This window comes from Dryocola boscaweniae, assembly GCF_025215095.1.
GTDB lineage: Bacteria > Pseudomonadota > Gammaproteobacteria > Enterobacterales > Enterobacteriaceae > Dryocola > Dryocola boscaweniae.
Window position 1 is genome coordinate 43,452 of record NZ_JALHAP010000081.1, and the last position, 16,872, is coordinate 60,323.

Consider the following 16,872-nt stretch of genomic DNA (forward strand, 5'->3'; position numbering starts at 1 on the left):
GCCGCTGGCGCAATAAGTGCATAACCATTTACAAATTTATACTTAGTCCCCTTTCTGGCCTGATTTTCAATCTGTTATGACGCTTAATTTCTCGTTTAAATCGCATAAACAACAAGTTCTATAAGAATAGTTACGCTATGAATCATCAGCATGCTTTTTTCAGGCTATTCTTAAAAGGCTTCTTAACCTTCACGAGGTCAATGTGTGATTTATGAGGAGTTCTCAATGGAATATAAAGATCCAATGATTGAACTGCTTAGCAGTCTTGAGCAGATAGTTTTTAAAAACGAACAACAAACGGTGACCCTGAGAAATAAACCCAACGCGTTTTCGGAATTTGAGCAGGTGCGTAAAAGCACGGGCTTGAAAATTGATGATTTTGCTCGCGCGATGGGGGTCAGTGTTTCGATGGTGCAGGAGTGGGAATCAAAACGAATCAAACCCTCCAGTACCGAACTGAAGCTGATGCGCCTTATACAGGCGAATCCCATGCTCAGTAAGCAGTTGATGGAATGATTTTGTACTTTGTACCCTGACTTGCCTTAACCAAAACCCCGCTCAATGACGCGGGGTTTGTTGTTTCCGGAGGCGGGACTAAAAGCGAATCATCATTAAACGAAACCGTAATGTCCGGAAACCAGACCTGCATCACTACCAAAATCGCAAAAATTAACCATAACTAAAGAAGGGCAAATACCAGACAAGCAAAAGGAGGCTGTATGTCTAAGAAAATCCTGGTTCCTATCGATATTTCTGAAATGGAACTGACGCAGCAGGTTATTCCTCATGTAGAGGCGTACGCAAAGCAGGACGATGCCACAATCCATTTCCTGGCGGTCATTCCTGATTATACCTATTTTGCCTCTTACGGCCTGGGTTACTCTTCGATAGCGCCTGATGTCAAAGAGAGGGAAGCTGCGGCTATGGAGTCGCTGAGCGATATTATCGCTAAATTCAGCCTTCCCGGCGACCGGATTGAAAAGCACATGGTGAGCGGCACGCCAAAAGATCATATTCTCCGGCTGGCCGATGATATTAACGCTGACGTGATTATTCTGGCTTCGCACAGGCCAAGCATGTCTACCTACCTTCTTGGCTCAAACGCCGCGGCGGTGGTTCGTCATGCGAAATGTTCAGTGCTGGTCGTGCGCTGAAAAATTATCAGGCTGTAATAATAAAAAACCCCGCTTTCGCGGGGTTTTCCGTTACAAGCGGCGCTCGTTACTGCAGCAGAGAAATATCTGCGACCTGCAGGAACAGCTCACGCAGTTTGGACAGCAGCGTCAGGCGGTTGATGCGCAGCGCTTTGTCTTCGGCGTTGACCATCACTTTATCGAAGAACTCATCAACCGGCTCGCGCAGGTTGGCCAGTTCGACAAGCGCTTCCTGATAGCGGCCTTCGGCGAAGAAGGGTTCCAGCTTATCGCGCAGCACAACCAGATTGGTCGCCAGACGGATCTCCTCGGCTTCTTTCAGAACGGAAGCGTGAACGTGGTCGTTCAGCGTTTCTTCTGACTTCGCCAGAATGTTGGAAACACGTTTGTTTGCCGCCGCAAGCGCCGCCGCCGCTTCCAGAGTACGGAAGTGGGATACGGCCTTCATGCGCGCATCGAAATCTGCCGGTTTGGTCGGACGACGCGCCAGTACGGCCTGGATGGTATCCACGCTGTGGCCTTCTTCCTGATACCAGGCGCGGAAACGGCCCAGCATAAAGTCGATAACGTCATCCACTACCTTCTGGTTGGTCAGCTTGCTGCCGTACAGGCGCACGGCCTCTTCGGTCAGAGTTTGCAGATCCAGCGGCAGGTTTTTCTCAACGATGATACGCAGCACGCCGAGGGCTGCACGACGCAGAGCAAACGGGTCTTTATCGCCTTTTGGATGCTGGCCGATGCCGAAGATGCCCGCAAGGGTATCCATCTTATCGGCAATGGCTACGGCGCAGGCCACGAGGTTAGACGGCAGTTCATCGCCCGCGAAACGCGGCTGATATTGTTCGTTCAGCGCAACGGCCACGTCTTCGGCTTCGCCGTCGTGACGCGCGTAGTGCATGCCCATCACGCCCTGGGTGTCGGTGAATTCGAACACCATGTTGGTCATCAGGTCGCATTTGGACAGCAGGCCAGCACGGGTTGCGTGATTCACGTCCGCGCCAATCTGCCCGGCAATCCAGCCGGAAAGCGCTTCGATACGGTTGGTTTTATCGCGCAGCGTGCCGAGCTCTTTCTGGAACAGAACGGTTTCCAGACGCGGCAGGTTATCTTCAAGACGCTTTTTGCGGTCGGTATTGAAGAAGAATTCCGCATCCGCCAGACGCGGACGAACAACCTTCTCGTTGCCGGAGATAATCTGCAGCGGATCTTTCGATTCGATGTTCGCCACGAAGATGAAGTTTGGCAGCAGCTTGCCGTCGTTCGCGTAAACCGGGAAGTACTTCTGGTCGCCTTTCATGGTGTGAACCAGCGCTTCCGCAGGCACCGCGAGGAATTTCTCTTCGAACTTAGCGGTGAGCACCACTGGCCATTCAACCAGCGAGGTCACTTCTTCAAGCAGGCTTTCGCTCAGATCGGCGTTACCGCCGATTTTGCGAGCGGCTTCTTCTGCACCCTGCTTGATAACGGCTTTACGCTGCTCGTAGTCGGCGATAACTTTGCCGCGCTCCAGCAGAATCTGCGGATACTGATCGGCGTTATCAATGGTGAATTCCGGCTCGCCCATAAAACGGTGGCCGCGAATTACGCGGTCGGACTGAATACCCAAAATGGTTGCCGGAATAACTTCATCGCCCAGCAGCAGGGTCACGGTGTGGACCGGACGCACGAAGTGCGTATCGTTGGCGCCCCAACGCATCAGTTTTGGAATCGGCAGTTTGGTCAGCGCCGTTGCGATCATCGCAGGCAGCAGCGTTTGCACGCTTTCGCCTTTAACGTGCGCGCGGTACATCAGCCATTCGCCTTTATCGGTTTTCAGACGCTCCGCTTGATCGACGGTGATGCCGCAGCCGCGTGCCCAGCCTTCAGCGGCTTTGCTCGGTTTGCCTTCGGCATCAAACGCAGCAGAAATCGCCGGGCCGCGTTTTTCAACTTCGCGGTCAGGCTGTGCTTCGGCAAGGTTTGCGATTTTCAGCGCCAGGCGGCGCGGAGACGCGAACCATTTCACTTCACCGTGGGCGACGTTCGCCGCATCCAGTTCCGCCGTTACGTTCGCAGCAAAGGATTCCGCCAGGCTGCGCAGGGCTTTTGGCGGCAGCTCTTCAGTGCCGATCTCCACCAGAAAAGTTTTTTCAGACATGCCAGCCTCTTTATTTATTCTTATTGCACATCGGGAAGCCAAGCGCTTCACGAGAAGCGTAATAGGCTTCGGCCACGGCTTTGGTCAGCGTACGGATACGCAGAATATAGCGCTGACGCTCGGTCACCGAGATGGCCTTACGCGCATCCAGCAGGTTGAAGCTGTGCGCCGCTTTCAGAATGCGTTCGTAAGCCGGCAGCGGCAGCGGATTTTCCAGCGCCAGCAGGTGCTGCGCTTCTTTCTCGTACTGCTCGAAGCAGGAGAACAGGAAATCCACATCGGCGTGCTCGAAGTTGTAGGTTGATTGCTCAACCTCGTTCTGATGGAACACGTCGCCGTAGGTGGTTTTACCCAGCGGGCCGTCGCTCCAGACCAGATCGTAAACGCTGTCCACGCCCTGGATATACATCGCCAGACGCTCTAAACCGTAGGTGATTTCGCCGGTGACTGGCTTACATTCGAGGCCGCCAACCTGCTGGAAGTAGGTGAACTGCGTCACTTCCATGCCGTTTAGCCACACTTCCCAACCCAGACCCCAGGCGCCAAGCGTTGGGTTTTCCCAGTTGTCTTCTACGAAGCGAATATCATGGATAGTCGGGTCCATACCCAGCTCTTTAAGAGACCCGAGATACAGCTCCTGAATATTGTCCGGTGACGGCTTAATCACCACCTGGAACTGATAATAGTGCTGTAAACGGTTCGGGTTCTCACCGTAGCGGCCATCGGTTGGACGGCGGGACGGCTGCACATACGCGGTAGCCATTGGTTCCGGCCCTAAAGCCCGCAGGCAGGTCATCGGGTGAGAGGTGCCAGCGCCGACTTCCATGTCCAGAGGTTGAACAATGGTGCAGCCCTGGCGGGCCCAGTAATCCTGTAAAGTCAGGATCAGGCCTTGAAAGGTCCTGGTGTCAAACTTTTGCATGTTGATTTCGCACGCGTTCGAGTGGGTTTAAAGTGAAGCGGCCAGTATACCCGTTGACCGCAAGATATACAGCCCGAATCCACGCGCAAAAAAGAGCTGTTTGCCTTTGGTTGCGGCTTTAAGTCGTCGAAAGGTGTAAGAATTGACCACTTTCGTCAAAGGAGCAGGTAAATCCTTCCTGGCGCGTGGTGCTGCCCTTTATCTCAAAACTCCCCTGATACTGCTTAAGATCGAGCACGCTTATTCGCTGAGCGCGAGTGTTATAGCGATGCGCCGCTTCCTGTTTACAGGTTTCCACCATTTCGGCATTTTGTACGACCGGCGTATGAGCCTGCTGCGCGAACTGGGGATGCGATTGGGTAGAAGCGCACGAGCTTAGCAGGAGCGCGGCCAGCGCCAGCGCCCAACAGCTATTTTTCTTTTCTGGCATCATCATTGGTTATCGGTAAGTTAAACTTATTGTTGTTATTCACTATTTACGAGCAGCCCGTATTCTGCAAACACAGAAAGCCGCGGATTTGCTTTTTAAGATTTTTACAGAGGAACGAATGCAGCCAAAAATTAACTGGATTGATAACCTGCGCGGCATCGCGTGCCTGATGGTGGTGATGATCCATACCACAACCTGGTACATCACTAATGCGAGCATGGTCACTCCATTCAGTTGGGATTTGTCGAATGTGCTGAATTCGGCCTCACGCGTCAGCGTCCCGTTATTTTTTATGATCTCAGGCTATCTGTTTTTTGGCGAACGCAGCGCCCGGCAGCGCCATTTCCTGCGCATCGGGCTGTGCCTGCTGTTTTATAGCCTGATTGCGCTTCTCTATATCAAGCTTTTCACGCCGATCAGCGCCGGACTTTCGCTGCGCTATATTCTGCAAAAACCCGTCTTTTATCACCTGTGGTTTTTCTTCGCGATAATTGTGATTTACCTGCTTTCCCCGTTGATTCAGGTGAAAAAAGTCAACGCGACGGTGATTTTAGGGCTGATGGTTTTGCTGGGGGTTATCGCTAATCCCAATACCGTGCCGCAAACGCTCGGCGAGGTGAAATGGCTGCCCGTTAATCTCTATATTCGCGGCGATACGTTTTATTACGTGCTCTACGGCCTGCTGGGCCGGGCGATTGGCATGCTGGAAACGGAAAAAGGCTGGATAAGCGCGCAGGCGGCGGGATTGTTCGCAATTTGCGTGATATCGATTTCTTTAGGTACGCGTAACCAACTGGAAATAAACGGTAATTTTTCTGACACTTTCTACGTTTACTGCGGGCCGCTGGTATTTATCGCCGCCATCAGCCTGCTGGTTCTGGTGAAGAATTGCCTCAACTCGCGGCCAGTACCGGGCCTGGCGTTTATCTCGCGGCATTCGCTGGGAATTTATGGTTTTCACGCGCTGATAATTCATTTCCTGCGCACGCATGGCTATCAAATCACTACTTCGCCGGTGCTGGATATTTTGTGGATTTTCGGCGCGACGCTGGTGTGTAGCCTGTTGCTGTCGATGGGCTTGCAGCGAATAGATACCCGTAAGCTTGTGAGCTAAGCGTTACGGGCGCGTGCCCGGTGGAGCTGGCGTGGGGAGGAAAATCCTGCCGCCACGGCAGCCTGCTCGATGCGGGTGCCCTGCAATAAACGCTGCTCGGCAACCGCAAGCCGTAGCTGTTCCAGATAATCCCGCACCGATATGCCCAGATGCTGCTGAAAAAGCCGCGATAAATGACGCGAACTGACGTGCACTTTGTCGGCAATCTCCTGCACGCTCCAGGCAGATTCAGGCGCCGCCGATAGCAAATCCTGCGCGCGATGCACCGCCGGATGAATATGATTACGGTAGCGCAGCCAGGGCGAAAGCTGCGGATCGTCTCCCGAACGGCGAAACCACACGACCATCTCGCGAGCCACGTCTAACGCGGCCTTCGGCCCGCAATAGCGATTAATCAGGTGCAGCGTCAGGTCAATGCCTGAGGTGATGCCGGCGCTTGTCCAGATCCCCCGGTCTTCGACAAAAATACGGTTATCTTTTACCTGAGCGGTGGGCGCGGCGGCGCGTAATCTTGCCAGCACATCGTGATGGGTGGTGCACTGCACCCCGTTCATCAACCCGGCTTTTGCGGCCAACAGCGAGCCGGAGCAAACGCATACCAGATTAAGCTGCTGGCTGTGAATCTGCGGTTGCAGACGGGTGAGCCAGCGGCGTACCTCCTCGGCCTGCGGAGTATCGAAGAAGCGGTTTGAATCGCATACGCCCGGCAACACCAGAAGGCTGCCGGGCGGCAAACTATCCGGCAGCGGTTCAATGCCGCCAAAACTGAGCCCGATTGAGGTGGTAACCTGTGGGGCCGGGCCGATGAAATGCAGGTGAAACGCGTCCCCGGCAAGCGCCAGCGTTTCCGCAGGCCCCGTGAGATCGAGCGACAGCACGCCAGGCAAAACAACGAACCAGACCCCAATACTCACGATAACGACTCCAGGCACTCAGCAACGGTTTGAATATCCGCAAAACGGCCCGCCAGCACCGTTTCTGTACGGTGGCGCAGGGTAGCGGCATCCAGCGTAACGCCTTTCCACTCCATCGGGAAGGTGAGCATGGCTTCGCTGACAAAAGAAACGCGATAGCCCAAATCCGACGCCACGCGCGTGGTAGTTTCGCAGCACTGTTCGGTACGCAATCCGCAGATAATCAGATGATTGATGTCGCGTGTCCGCAGCCAGTGATCCAGCCCGGTGTCGGTAAAAGCGTTGTGGACGTGTTTCTCAAAGGTGACATTTGCCTTGTGGGTAAGAAAAGGCATCGGTTTCACAAAGCCAGAGGCGCGTGCAAAGGGGTCGTCGCCGTCTTCGTGAAAGATATCAACGACGGGAATATTCAAATCCTGACAGCCGGAAATTAGCCGTGTAATGGCCTGCTGAAAAGCGGGCAAGTCATTTTCCTGCCAGTAGTCACGATGGAAAAAAGATTGCTGCGTATCGATATTAATCAGCGCGGAACGGGACATTTTCAGACTCCTCATCGGTGGGTATGAGGCCATTGTGACAAGGGATTATCCTGTTGCTAATACCAGAAACGGACAGGATGAGGGTGAATCGGGACCTGTTATAAACTTTGCAAAGTTGGATGGCGCCTGCGTTTATCCGACCCGTGTTGCGAAATGTCTTGTAGGGTGGATAAGCGCAGGCGCCATCCACCCTACAAAAAATATCATGACATCAACGGCAAAAGCTGCTGATAAATCTGGTTAAACACCTGCCGACGCCCGGCATAGCGCTGATGGCGCGCCATATCCGGCTGGTGCTGCTGTTCCAGTTTGAGCTGTGGAAGCAGCGACTGCAGCGACTGCCCGGGCGAAACAGCGATTTGCGCCAGACGCGCTGCGCCAAGCGCCGGGCCGACATCGCCTCCGGTGCGGTAATCCAGCGTTTGTCCGCTGATATCCGCCAGCATCTGGCGCCAGTAGGGGCTGCGTGCGCCGCCGCCGATAAGCGTGACGCTCTTTGGCGTGATGCCGCACGAATGCACCACATCCATGCCGTCTGCCAGGGCATAGCCGACGCCTTCAAGCACGGCGCGAGCCAGTTCCGCCGGGCCATGCTGATGCGTTAAGCCGAAGAAAACGCCTTTCGCCTGGGGATTATTGTGCGGCGTGCGCTCGCCGGAAAGATAGGGCAGAAACCAGACCACGCCTGCATCTTCGTTCGCTTGTTCGGCTGCGGCCAGCAACGCCGGAACGCTGCCTAATCCGGTCAGCTTTGCCGCCCAGTCAAGGCAGGAGGCGGCGCTGAGCATTACCGACATTAAATGCCAGCGGTTTGGCAGCGCATGGCAGAAGCTGTGTACCGCGCTTTCCGGCCTGCTGCGGAATCCGTCGCTGACGGCAAAATAAACGCCCGAGGTTCCAAGGGATAACATGGCCTGCCCGGCATCCACCATGCCGACGCCGACAGCCCCTGCGGCGTTATCGCCGCCGCCTGCCACTACCGGAACGGCCGGTATGTTCCATGCCTGTGCGACCTCAGCTTTCAGCACGCCGGTTATTTCACTGCCTTCAAATAATTCGGGCATATGCTGGCGGCTCATGCGACATGCGTCGAGCATCGTGTCGCTCCAGTCGCGTTTTGCGACATCAAGCCACATCGTGCCTGCCGCATCGGACATATCGCTTGCGAATTCGCCCGTCATGCGCAGGCGCAGGTAATCTTTAGGCAGCAGCACCTTGTTGATTTGCGCAAAAATATCGGGTTCGTGGCGTTCGACCCACAGCAGTTTTGGCGCGGTAAAACCCGGCATCATCAGGTTGCCGGTAATGTCGCGAGAATTTTCGACGTTGGCTTCCAGCAGGGCGCACTCTTCGCCGCTGCGGCCGTCGTTCCATAAAATAGCCGGACGAAGCACGCGCTGCTTGCTGTCTAAAAGCGTTGCGCCGTGCATTTGTCCGGCAATTCCCAGCGCTTTTACGTCCGTGAGAGAATGTTGTTCACCCAGCGCCTTCATCGCCCGGTCCGTTGCCTGCCACCAGTGCTCAGGATCTTGTTCCGACCACAATGGATGCGGACGAGAGACGCTCAGCGGTTCGGTGCGGGATGCCAGCACTTCACCTTCTTCTCCGAGCAAAATCGCTTTGACGCCCGACGTCCCAAGATCGATTCCGATGTACATAATGGCCACTCCTTATAGCTGCGCCACGCAGAACGTGGCGCAGGCAAGATGATGATTGTGTGAACGGCGCACTTATCTGTCGAACAGGTAGTGATTAACCAGGTTTTCCAGCAGTTCCTGATGACCACTCTGGTGCTGCGGCGCCAGATTGTGTTGTTCAGCGTACTGCGCAATCTGCGCAAGGGACATCTGCCCTTTCAGAATTTGCTGGCCGAGTTCACCATTCCAGCCGGCGTAGCGTTTCGCCACGCGTTTATCCAGCTCGCCGTCTTCAATCATGCGCGCGGCGATTTTCAGCGACAGCGCCATGACGTCCATCGCGCCGATGTGGCCGTAGAACAGGTCATATTTATCGGTACTCTGACGACGCACTTTGGCGTCAAAGTTTAGCCCGCCGGTGGTAAAGCCGCCCGCTTTGAGGATTTCGTACATCACCAGCGCGTTTTCTTCCACGCTGTTCGGGAACTGGTCGGTATCCCAGCCCAGTTGCGGGTCGCCGCGGTTAGCGTCCACTGAACCGAAGATGCCAAGCGCAATGGCGCTGGCGATTTCATGATGGAAAGAGTGGCCGGCAAGGGTGGCGTGGTTCGCTTCGATGTTTACCTTGATCTCTTTTTCCAGACCGAACTGTTTCAGGAAGCCGTAAACCGTCGCCACATCGTAGTCGTACTGGTGCTTGGTCGGTTCCTGCGGTTTTGGCTCGATAAGCAGCGTGCCGCGGAAGCCAATTTTGTGTTTATGCTCAACCACCATTTGCATGAAGCGGCCAATCTGTTCGCGCTCCTGGCGCAGGTCGGTATTCAGCAAAGACTCATAGCCTTCGCGTCCGCCCCACAGCACATAGTTTTCACCGCCCAGTTGATGCGTTGCGTTCATCGCTGAAACAACCTGAGAGGCCGCCCAGGAAAACACTTCCGGGTCCGGGTTGGTAGCGGCGCCCGCGCCGTAGCGAGGATGGGTGAAGCAGTTCGCCGTCCCCCACAGCAGCTTCACGCCGGTTTCCTGCTGTTTTTGCGCCAGCAGTTCGGTCATTTGCGCAAAGTTATTCTGGTACTCTTTAAGCGACGCGCCTTCCGGGGAAACATCCACGTCGTGGAAGCAGTAATACGGCACGTTGAGCTTATGGAAGAATTCAAAGGCGACCTCGGCTTTACGTTTTGCCAGGGCAAGGGCATCCCCCGCTTGCTGCCACGGGCGCTCAAACGCGCCAACGCCGAACATATCCGCTCCGGTCCAGCAGAAGGTATGCCAGTAGCAGGCGGCGAAACGCAGATGCTCTTCCATGCGTTTACCGAGCACCAGCTCATCTGGATTGTAATGGCGGAACGCCAGGGGATTGGTGGTTTCAGGACCTTCGAAACGAACACGATCAAGTTGGTCGAAATAGGCTTGCATAATGAACTCCGTAATCAGGAAAACTGCGGCCAGGCGAATGTGTACTTATCCTGGATTTTCCTCGACGGATGCTCAATTACGTTATTTCACACTGCGCTTCAGAGAATACCCAAACGTGCGCCGCCTCGCAAAAATCGCTGAAAAATATACAAGAAAAACATTCGAGGTCTATTCCATAAATTATGGAAAGTGATGAGTCAGCTAATTTAAAAGAAGATCCCCATCATAAATTGACAATTAAACCAAAAATCATAATGGGAAGATAAAAATCTGTAATTGCCGGTTCTTCATTCAGCGTCAACAATTCCCCCGTCTGCACATGTAAACAATTCTTTAATCCGAATAATCACCACCCTACAGGTAACAATAATATGAAGATTAAGAACCTCTTACTGACCCTGTGTGCCTCGCTCGTTCTGACCTCCATGAGCGGCATCGCAAAAGAAGTAAAAATCGGTATGGCCATCGACGACCTGCGCCTTGAGCGCTGGCAAAAGGACCGCGATATTTTTGTGAAAAAAGCCGAATCGCTGGGCGCCAAAGTGTTTGTTCAGTCTGCCAACGGCAACGAAGAAACCCAGATGTCGCAAATCGAAAACATGATTAACCGTGGCGTGGATGTGCTGGTCATTATTCCTTACAACGGCCAGGTATTAAGTAATGTGGTCGCTGAAGCAAAACGCGAAGGCATAAAAGTATTAGCCTATGACCGTATGATTAATAACGCAGATATTGATTTTTATATCTCTTTTGATAATGAAAAAGTAGGTGAATTGCAGGCGCAGAGCATTGTCGATAAAGTCCCTTCCGGTAATTATTTCTTAATGGGCGGTTCACCCGTTGATAATAATGCCAAATTGTTCCGTGCCGGCCAGATGAAAGTATTAAAGCCGTATATCGATAGCGGGAAAATAAAAGTCGTTGGCGACCAATGGGCGGACGGTTGGCTGCCGGAAAACGCGCTGAAAATTATGGAAAATGCGCTGACGGCGAATAACAACAAAATTGATGCCGTCGTCGCTTCCAACGATGCCACCGCGGGCGGCGCTATTCAGGCACTGAGCGCGCAGGGGCTGGCGGGCAAAGTGGCAATTTCCGGTCAGGATGCGGATCTCGCTGGCGTGAAACGCATTATTGCCGGTACGCAGACCATGACGGTTTATAAACCGATAACCAGGCTTGCAAATACTGCCGCTGAAATCGCGGTGGAATTAGGCGAGGGCAAACAGCCTGCCTCTGATGCCACGCTCAATAACGGTCTGAAAGACATTCCATCCCGCCTGCTTACGCCGATTGAAGTGGATAAAGCCAATATCGACAGCACCGTGGTGGCCGATGGTTTCCACAAAAAAAGCGAACTCTAACCCATATCGCCCGTAGCTTGCTGCGGGCGGCAATTTTGGCCAGGCGGGGGAGAGGTTATGCCTTACTTGCTGGAAATGAAGAACATCACCAAGGCTTTTGGCGTGGTGAAGGCGGTGGACAACGTCAGCCTGTCGGTCAATGCCGGCGAGGTGATGTCGCTGTGCGGCGAGAACGGCTCCGGGAAATCGACGCTGATGAAAGTGCTGTGCGGCATCTACCCCTATGGCAGCTACGAGGGCGAAATCTGGTTTGCGGGTGAACAACTGCAGGCGGGCCACATTCGCGACACCGAACGCAAAGGCATCGCCATCATTCACCAGGAGCTGGCGCTGGTAAAGCATCTCACCATCCTTGAGAATATTTTCCTCGGTGCCGAGATATCGCGCCACGGCATGCTGGATTACGACAGCATGACGCTTCGCTGTCAGAAGCTGCTGGCGCAGGTGAACCTGAATATTTCCCCGGACACCCGCGTGGGCGATTTGGGGCTTGGTCAGCAGCAACTGGTTGAGATAGCTAAAGCGCTCAACAAGCAGGTACGGCTGCTGATTCTGGATGAGCCCACGGCTTCGCTAACGGAGCGCGAAACGGAGGTCTTATTAACGATTATTCGCGATCTGCAGGCTCATGGTATCGCCTGCATCTACATTTCTCACAAGCTCAACGAAGTAAAAGCCATCTCTGATTCTATCTGCGTTATCCGTGACGGGCAGCCTATCGGCACGCGCAATGCCGAACAGATGAGCGAAGACGATATCATCACCATGATGGTTGGTCGTGAGCTTACGGCGCTTTATCCGAGCGAGCCGCATCAAACGGGCGAGGAGATTCTGCGTGTGGAGCACCTTACCGCCTGGCATCCGGTCAACCGGCATATCAAACGCGTAAACGACATTTCGTTTTCACTGCGCAAAGGAGAGATTCTCGGCATTGCCGGGTTGGTGGGAGCCGGACGCACCGAAGCCGTTCAGTGCCTGTTTGGCGTCTGGCCGGGCAAATCGGAAGGCGAGATTTTTATCGACAACAAACCGGTAAAAATCACCCGCTGCCAGCAGGCGATTGCCCACGGTATTGCCATGGTGCCGGAAGACCGTAAAAGAGACGGTATTGTGCCGGTAATGGCGGTGGGGCAGAACATCACGCTGGCGTCTCTTGGCCAGTTCACTGGCGCGTTAAGCAGCCTGGACGATGCCGCTGAACAAAACTGCATTTTACAGTCTATTCAACGCCTGAAAGTCAAAACGTCGTCGCCGGGGCTGGCAATCGGCCGCCTGAGCGGGGGCAATCAGCAAAAGGCGATTCTCGCCCGCTGCCTGCTGCTTAACCCGCGCATTCTTATTCTCGATGAGCCAACTCGGGGCATAGATATCGGCGCCAAATATGAAATCTACAAGCTCATTAATCAACTGGTACAGCAAGGGATTGCCGTGATTGTGATCTCCTCTGAATTGCCTGAAGTGCTGGGTCTGAGCGACCGGGTGCTGGTCATGCACGAGGGGCGTATCAAAGCCAACCTGATTAACCACAACCTGACCCAGGAGCAGGTCATGGAAGCCGCACTGAGGAGTGACCATCATGTCGAAAAGCAACCCGTCTGAAATCAAGCTTGCCGCGCCACTTGCTTCGCCCTTCGGCGGCCTGAAGGCGCTTAATCTGCAAGTGTTTGTCATGATTGCCGCCATTGTCGTCATCATGCTGTTTTTTACCTGGATGACGGACGGCGCGTATCTGAGCGCGCGAAATGTTTCAAACCTTCTGCGCCAGACGGCCATCACCGGGATTCTGGCTGTAGGCATGGTGTTTGTGATTATCTCTGCGGAAATTGATCTTTCCGTTGGCTCTATGATGGGTCTGCTGGGCGGTGTGGCGGCGATTTTCGACGTCTGGCTGGGCTGGCCGCTGCCGCTGACCATCGTCGTTACGCTTGCGCTCGGCCTGGTGCTGGGAGCCTGGAATGGCTGGTGGGTGGCGTATCGCAAAGTGCCGTCGTTTATCGTTACGCTGGCGGGTATGCTCGCCTTTCGCGGCGTGCTGATTGGCATCACCAACGGGACAACCGTTTCACCAACAAGCGCTGCGATGTCGCAAATCGGGCAAAGCTACCTGCCGGATGGTATTGGCTTTGGCGTCGGGGTCCTGGCTCTGATGGCGTTTGTGGCCTGGCAATGGCGGCTTCGCGTGCGTCGGCAGGCGCTTGGGTTGGCCACACCCGCTTCAACGGGCGTTGTTGGGCGACAGGCGGTAACTGCGGTCATCGTGCTGGGAGCAATCTGGCTGCTGAATGATTATCGCGGCGTTCCCACGCCGGTGCTGATTCTGACGCTGCTGTTGCTCGCCGGCATGTTTATGGCGACCCGTACCGCGTTTGGTCGCCGCATTTATGCCATTGGCGGCAATATCGAAGCGGCGCGCCTTTCGGGCATTAACGTGGAGCGCACCAAGCTTGCCGTATTTGCCATTAACGGGCTGATGGTAGCGATTGCCGGGTTGATTCTGAGTTCGCGCCTGGGGGCCGGTTCTCCTTCTGCGGGGAATATTGCCGAGCTGGATGCTATCGCCGCGTGCGTGATTGGCGGCACCAGCCTTGCAGGCGGAGTCGGCAGCGTGGCCGGCGCGGTGATGGGCGCCTTTATTATGGCTTCGCTCGATAACGGGATGAGCATGATGGATGTCCCGACGTTCTGGCAGTACATCGTTAAAGGCGCCATTTTGCTGCTGGCGGTGTGGATGGACTCGGCAACAAAACGTCGGGCGTGAGAATGTGCAAGCGATCACAATGCCGGGGCAAGGTTCCCCGGCTTTGCCGTTGCTATGGTATTCAGATACCGGGTAATTTCAGGAACTTTTAGCATGTTTGAGAAACGTCATCGCATTACGTTGTTATTCAATGCCAATAAAGCTTACGACCGTCAGGTCGTTGAAGGCGTTGGCGAATATTTGCAGGCGTCTCAATCAGAATGGGACATTTTTATCGAAGAAGATTTTCGCGCCCGTATCGATAACATCAAGGAGTGGCTGGGGGACGGGGTGATTGCGGATTTTGACGATACGGAAATCGAAAGGTTACTTAAAGGGGCCGATGTGCCGATTGTTGGCGTGGGCGGCTCGTATCACAGGCCCGAGCATTATCCGCCGGTGCACTATATCGCAACGGATAATCACGCTCTTGTGCAGAGCGCGTTTTTACATTTGAAAGAAAAGGGCGTGCAGCGTTTTGCTTTTTACGGCCTGCCGGGTTCAAGCAATAAGCGCTGGGCGGTGGAGCGCGAGCATGCCTTCCGTGAGCTGGTTGCTGAGGAAAAATACCGCGGCGTGGTGTATCAGGGGATCGAGACCGCGCCGGAAAACTGGCAGCACGCGCAAAACCGGCTGGCGGATTGGGTGCAAACGTTGCCGCCGCAGACGGGCATTATTGCGGTTACCGATGCCAGAGCGCGCCATTTGCTGCAGGTTTGCGAGCACTTGCATATTCCGGTGCCGGAAAAGCTTTGCGTGATTGGTATCGATAACGAAGAGCTGACGCGCTATCTGTCCCGCGTTGCGCTGTCATCCGTGGCGCAGGGCACACGGCAAATGGGATACCAGGCGGCCAAGCTGCTGCACCGCCTGCTGGATAACGAAGCGTTACCGCTACAACGGGTTCTGGTGCCGCCGGTGCGCGTGGTGGAAAGGCGCTCAACGGATTACCGCTCTTTGCACGATCCGGCGGTCATTCAGGCGATGCATTACATCCGCAATCACGCCTGCAAGGGCATTAAGGTAGAGCAGGTGCTGGATGCGGTAGGTATTTCACGTTCCAATCTTGAAAAGCGATTTAAAGAAGAAGTGGGTGAAACTATTCATGCGGTTATCCATGCGGAAAAGCTGGAGAAAGCGCGCAGCCTGCTGATTTCTACATCCTTGTCGATAAATGAAATTTCGCAAATGTGCGGTTATCCTTCGCTGCAGTATTTCTATTCGGTATTTAAAAAAGAGTACGATGCAACGCCAAAAGAGCATCGGGAACGTCACAGCGAGATCCTGGTTTAATTAAAAAAAACGCCTTCAGATTGAAGGCGTGTAATGTTTTTTTATTAACTTTGTTTTAACACTTCTTTTTTAATTACTTGTTCAGTTAGCAGCCATTAAACGTTGGTTGCTTTGGTACATCGCAAACAGATAATTGTTATAGCTATTACCTCTTGTCGAATACCCTTTCAGCTTGTGAATCATATTGCTGGCCGTCACTTCCTGATCGGCTTTACGCAATTGCGCGCGCGATTTACGGAAAGATTTATAGGCCGGATGCGTGTTCAGGTTAACCACGTAGGCGTTAACGCCTTCTTTTACCGAATCGAAATGCTGATAACCTTTTACCTTACCGGAGCCGTTATTGCAGTGACGTTTGCTGCATTTCATGCCAAAAAGGTTGTTATTGCTGCGGGCAAGCTTAGATGTGCCCCAGCCGCTTTCAGCCGCCGCCATCGTTGCCACCATGTTGGTTGGGATGATGTCGACTTTTTCCATAAGCTGGTTCCACGGTACACGGTTAGTGTTGCCGTTCCAGGCGATTTTATAGCGCTGAGTAATGCTTTTCAGACGCGTGCGCTCAGACGGCGACCAGCGCTTTTCGTACTGCTTGGAAACAAGCCAGTTGCGATCGGCGGTGATAGCAGCATTTTGACTGGTAATATATGGCATGACCGTCCGGAGAAACGCTTTTTTCCTTGGTGTTCCGGAAGGGTATTTTCGCAAATCAGGGAGAGATGCCAGTTCACTATTGCGAGAATACTCTTTTTTACTACTTGCCAGTTTCTTACTTGGTGTCTTAGTACTGTGTATCTTTGTGCTTTTTGCCTTAACGGTATGGGCTTTATGCGATTTTGGCTCATGTTTACTTGCTATTACCCCAGTTGAAAAACTGAAGGTCAGTAACATAAGTATCGCAGCCCCAAATCGTCGGATTGGGGTTGATATCATTAGATCTCCTGGGCGGATCGATGCGTCTCGTGTGCCTTAATTGTCAAAGGAATCGAATAAACTAAACGCGAATAGTACCAAAAATAACTTTCCAGGGCACCAAAAGAAATAATCCGATTCTGAATAGATGTCACGTACGATTTCCTTATGACAGCGGAAACTATCGTAATATGCGAGAGTTATCGCATATTTTAGCGAATTGATACCTGGATCACTCACCCTCCTTTCTCCTCCCTCTCAACTTGCTTTTCAGGAGGAATAACACCCGTAAAAACAATGCCACAC

General features: G+C 53.6%; 15 protein-coding genes. 7 read left to right on the plus strand and 8 right to left on the minus strand.

What is annotated here, in order from left to right:
* Positions 1–225: 225 nt before the first annotated feature.
* Both MUA00_RS15910 and uspF read left to right on the plus strand, forming a co-directional pair.
* Positions 226–516, plus strand: coding sequence for an HTH-type transcriptional regulator (locus MUA00_RS15910; RefSeq protein ID WP_271124004.1), 291 nt, complete (start codon positions 226–228; stop codon positions 514–516).
* Positions 517–719: 203 nt separating this feature from the next.
* Positions 720–1,154 (plus strand): universal stress protein UspF, encoded by a 435-nt coding sequence (gene uspF, locus MUA00_RS15915; protein ID WP_271124005.1) that lies wholly within the window; start codon positions 720–722, stop codon positions 1,152–1,154.
* Positions 1,155–1,221: 67 nt separating this feature from the next.
* On the opposite strand, the gene glyS is transcribed toward uspF, so the two are convergent.
* From glyS to MUA00_RS15930, 3 genes are all read right to left on the minus strand, one after another.
* Positions 1,222–3,291, minus strand: coding sequence for a glycine--tRNA ligase subunit beta (glyS, locus tag MUA00_RS15920; protein ID WP_271124006.1), 2,070 nt, complete (start codon positions 3,289–3,291; stop codon positions 1,222–1,224).
* Positions 3,292–3,301: 10 nt separating this feature from the next.
* Entirely contained in the window at positions 3,302–4,213 is a 912-nt protein-coding gene (gene glyQ / locus MUA00_RS15925) for a glycine--tRNA ligase subunit alpha (protein ID WP_271124007.1), read from the minus strand.
* A 118-nt stretch (positions 4,214–4,331) separates the two neighbouring features.
* Positions 4,332–4,649 carry a YsaB family lipoprotein gene (locus tag MUA00_RS15930; protein WP_333780882.1) on the minus strand — a complete coding sequence of 106 codons (318 nt, stop codon included), beginning with the start codon at positions 4,647–4,649 and terminating at the stop codon, positions 4,332–4,334.
* A gap of 112 nt (positions 4,650–4,761) precedes the next feature.
* On the opposite strand from MUA00_RS15930, the gene MUA00_RS15935 reads away from it, so the two are divergent.
* Positions 4,762–5,757, plus strand: coding sequence for an acyltransferase (locus MUA00_RS15935; protein WP_271124008.1), 996 nt, complete (start codon positions 4,762–4,764; stop codon positions 5,755–5,757).
* Here the strand turns inward: MUA00_RS15935 and MUA00_RS15940 are convergent.
* From MUA00_RS15940 to xylA, 4 genes are all read right to left on the minus strand, one after another.
* The gene (locus MUA00_RS15940) at positions 5,754–6,671 is read right to left on the minus strand and encodes a GlxA family transcriptional regulator (RefSeq protein ID WP_271124009.1); all 918 of its coding nucleotides are present in this window, start codon (positions 6,669–6,671) and stop codon (positions 5,754–5,756) included. The genes MUA00_RS15935 and MUA00_RS15940 overlap by 4 nt on opposite strands.
* On the minus strand, positions 6,668–7,210 hold the full coding sequence (locus tag MUA00_RS15945) for an isochorismatase family protein (RefSeq protein ID WP_271124010.1): 543 nt from the start codon (positions 7,208–7,210) through the stop codon (positions 6,668–6,670). Before MUA00_RS15945 ends, MUA00_RS15940 begins: the two co-directional genes overlap by 4 nt.
* Before the next feature lie 203 nt (positions 7,211–7,413).
* Positions 7,414–8,868, minus strand: a complete 1,455-nt coding sequence (gene xylB / locus MUA00_RS15950; protein WP_271124011.1) for a xylulokinase — start codon at positions 8,866–8,868, stop codon at positions 7,414–7,416.
* A 72-nt stretch (positions 8,869–8,940) separates the two neighbouring features.
* A complete protein-coding gene (xylA, locus tag MUA00_RS15955) occupies positions 8,941–10,263 on the minus strand; it encodes a xylose isomerase (RefSeq protein ID WP_271124012.1) in 1,323 nt (440 codons plus the stop codon).
* Between the two features lie 371 nt (positions 10,264–10,634).
* Between xylA and xylF the strand changes: the two genes are divergently transcribed.
* The 4 genes from xylF to xylR all read left to right on the plus strand — a co-directional run bounded on the left by xylF (position 10,635) and on the right by xylR (position 15,657).
* Positions 10,635–11,627, plus strand: a complete 993-nt coding sequence (xylF, locus tag MUA00_RS15960; protein WP_271124013.1) for a D-xylose ABC transporter substrate-binding protein — start codon at positions 10,635–10,637, stop codon at positions 11,625–11,627.
* Positions 11,628–11,684: 57 nt separating this feature from the next.
* The gene (locus MUA00_RS15965; RefSeq protein WP_271124014.1) at positions 11,685–13,226 is read left to right on the plus strand and encodes a xylose ABC transporter ATP-binding protein; all 1,542 of its coding nucleotides are present in this window, start codon (positions 11,685–11,687) and stop codon (positions 13,224–13,226) included.
* A complete protein-coding gene (xylH, locus tag MUA00_RS15970) occupies positions 13,204–14,385 on the plus strand; it encodes a xylose ABC transporter permease XylH (RefSeq protein WP_271124015.1) in 1,182 nt (393 codons plus the stop codon). Before MUA00_RS15965 ends, xylH begins: the two co-directional genes overlap by 23 nt.
* A 93-nt stretch (positions 14,386–14,478) precedes the next feature.
* A complete protein-coding gene (gene xylR / locus MUA00_RS15975) occupies positions 14,479–15,657 on the plus strand; it encodes a D-xylose utilization transcriptional activator XylR (protein WP_271124016.1) in 1,179 nt (392 codons plus the stop codon).
* 81 nt (positions 15,658–15,738) lie between these two features.
* On the opposite strand, the gene MUA00_RS15980 is transcribed toward xylR, so the two are convergent.
* Positions 15,739–16,587 (minus strand): protein bax, encoded by an 849-nt coding sequence (locus MUA00_RS15980; protein WP_271124017.1) that lies wholly within the window; start codon positions 16,585–16,587, stop codon positions 15,739–15,741.
* Positions 16,588–16,872 lie beyond the last annotated feature (285 nt).

What these genes read in the sequence shown, in the direction of transcription:
- MUA00_RS15910 (WP_271124004.1), top strand. Translation starts at nt 226, where the DNA reads ATGGAATATAAAGATCCAATGATTGAACTGCTTAGCAGTCTTGAGCAG.
- uspF (WP_271124005.1), top strand. Translation starts at nt 720, where the DNA reads ATGTCTAAGAAAATCCTGGTTCCTATCGATATTTCTGAAATGGAACTG.
- glyS (WP_271124006.1), bottom strand. Translation starts at nt 3,291, where the DNA reads ATGTCTGAAAAAACTTTTCTGGTGGAGATCGGCACTGAAGAGCTGCCG.
- glyQ (WP_271124007.1), bottom strand. Translation starts at nt 4,213, where the DNA reads ATGCAAAAGTTTGACACCAGGACCTTTCAAGGCCTGATCCTGACTTTA.
- MUA00_RS15930 (WP_333780882.1), bottom strand. Translation starts at nt 4,649, where the DNA reads ATGATGATGCCAGAAAAGAAAAATAGCTGTTGGGCGCTGGCGCTGGCC.
- MUA00_RS15935 (WP_271124008.1), top strand. Translation starts at nt 4,762, where the DNA reads ATGCAGCCAAAAATTAACTGGATTGATAACCTGCGCGGCATCGCGTGC.
- MUA00_RS15945 (WP_271124010.1), bottom strand. Translation starts at nt 7,210, where the DNA reads ATGTCCCGTTCCGCGCTGATTAATATCGATACGCAGCAATCTTTTTTC.
- xylB (WP_271124011.1), bottom strand. Translation starts at nt 8,868, where the DNA reads ATGTACATCGGAATCGATCTTGGGACGTCGGGCGTCAAAGCGATTTTG.
- xylA (WP_271124012.1), bottom strand. Translation starts at nt 10,263, where the DNA reads ATGCAAGCCTATTTCGACCAACTTGATCGTGTTCGTTTCGAAGGTCCT.
- xylF (WP_271124013.1), top strand. Translation starts at nt 10,635, where the DNA reads ATGAAGATTAAGAACCTCTTACTGACCCTGTGTGCCTCGCTCGTTCTG.
- MUA00_RS15965 (WP_271124014.1), top strand. Translation starts at nt 11,685, where the DNA reads ATGCCTTACTTGCTGGAAATGAAGAACATCACCAAGGCTTTTGGCGTG.
- xylH (WP_271124015.1), top strand. Translation starts at nt 13,204, where the DNA reads ATGTCGAAAAGCAACCCGTCTGAAATCAAGCTTGCCGCGCCACTTGCT.
- xylR (WP_271124016.1), top strand. Translation starts at nt 14,479, where the DNA reads ATGTTTGAGAAACGTCATCGCATTACGTTGTTATTCAATGCCAATAAA.
- MUA00_RS15980 (WP_271124017.1), bottom strand. Translation starts at nt 16,587, where the DNA reads ATGATATCAACCCCAATCCGACGATTTGGGGCTGCGATACTTATGTTA.